The 1,151-nt window shown below is 45.4% G+C and carries 1 protein-coding gene; it reads right to left on the bottom strand.

Annotated elements, in window-relative coordinates; genetic code table 11:
* Window positions 1-1,064 (bottom strand): GDP-mannose 4,6-dehydratase (gene gmd, locus O9334_RS06125; RefSeq protein WP_287999671.1); only part of this gene is annotated, 1,064 nt, incomplete at its 3' end.
* Between the last annotated feature and the right edge of the window lie 87 nt (window positions 1,065-1,151).

The following is a 1,151-nucleotide window of genomic DNA, read 5'->3' as shown; positions in this document are numbered from 1 at the left end:
GAACGATTGCGAAGATAAGCCAAATCTTTTAATAACTGTCCGCTATCACCACCGTTATTAAGATTAATCCCCAAAGCCGCTAAATCCGCATCTACCATTAATTTTACCAGTCCCTCGAACGTTACCGACGGCTGCCAGCCTAATTTCTCCCTGGCTTTTGTGGAATCTCCTATTAATAAATCCACTTCCGCTGGACGCAAATAACGTTCATCAAACTCCACATAATCCTGCCAATTTAAATTAACGTATTGGAAAGAAATATCGAGAAACTCCCGGATAGAATAGGTTTCATTGGTCGCCACCACATAATCATCCGGTTCTTCCTGTTGTAACATTAACCACATCGCCCGCACATAATCCTTAGCATAACCCCAATCCCGTTTAGAATCAAGATTTCCTAAATAGAGTTTTTTCTGTTGTCCGGCAATAATTCGGGCCAAGGCGCGGGTAATTTTGCGCGTGACAAAAGTTTCTCCACGCCGGGGGGATTCATGGTTAAATAAAATGCCGTTACAGGCAAATAAGTCGTAGGATTCCCGATAGTTGATTGTTTGCCAGTGACCGTAAACTTTCGCACAAGCGTAGGGACTGCGGGGATAAAATGGCGTGGTTTCTTTTTGGGGAACTTCCATGACTTTCCCGAACATTTCCGAGGAACCTGCTTGATAGAAACGCACTTCGATGCCGGTTCTTTTTTGGTAATCCCGAATTGCTTCTAGTAATCTTAAGACCCCCACCCCCACAGCATCAACGGTGTATTCCGGGGCATCAAAACTAACCCGCACGTGGGATTGGGCCCCTAAATTATACACTTCTACCGGTTGCACTTGTTCAAGGATACGCCGCAGGGTCGTCCCGTCGGTGAGGTCGCCATAATGAAGAAATAATTTAGTATCGGGCTGGTGGGGGTCAGTGTAGATATGATCGATGCGATCGGTGTTAAAAGTTGAAGTACGACGGATGATACCGTGGACTTCGTAACCTTTTTCTAATAATAATTCGCTCAGATAGGAACCATCTTGACCGGTGATGCCAGTAATCAGGGCGCGTTTCGGTTGAGTCATCAGTAATTTACCTAATCGGGAAGAATAAAGACCAGGGCAGGGTCTGACTGCTTATAGCACACTTTAGCCCCTTAGGACAAGTTTGGC

The sequence above is a fragment of the Microcystis sp. LE19-8.1F genome (genome assembly GCF_027531715.1).
Lineage (GTDB): Bacteria > Cyanobacteriota > Cyanobacteriia > Cyanobacteriales > Microcystaceae > Microcystis > Microcystis wesenbergii_A.
The sequence above is the reverse complement of the archived record's forward strand: the minus strand, read 5'-3'. Positions and strand labels throughout refer to the sequence as shown.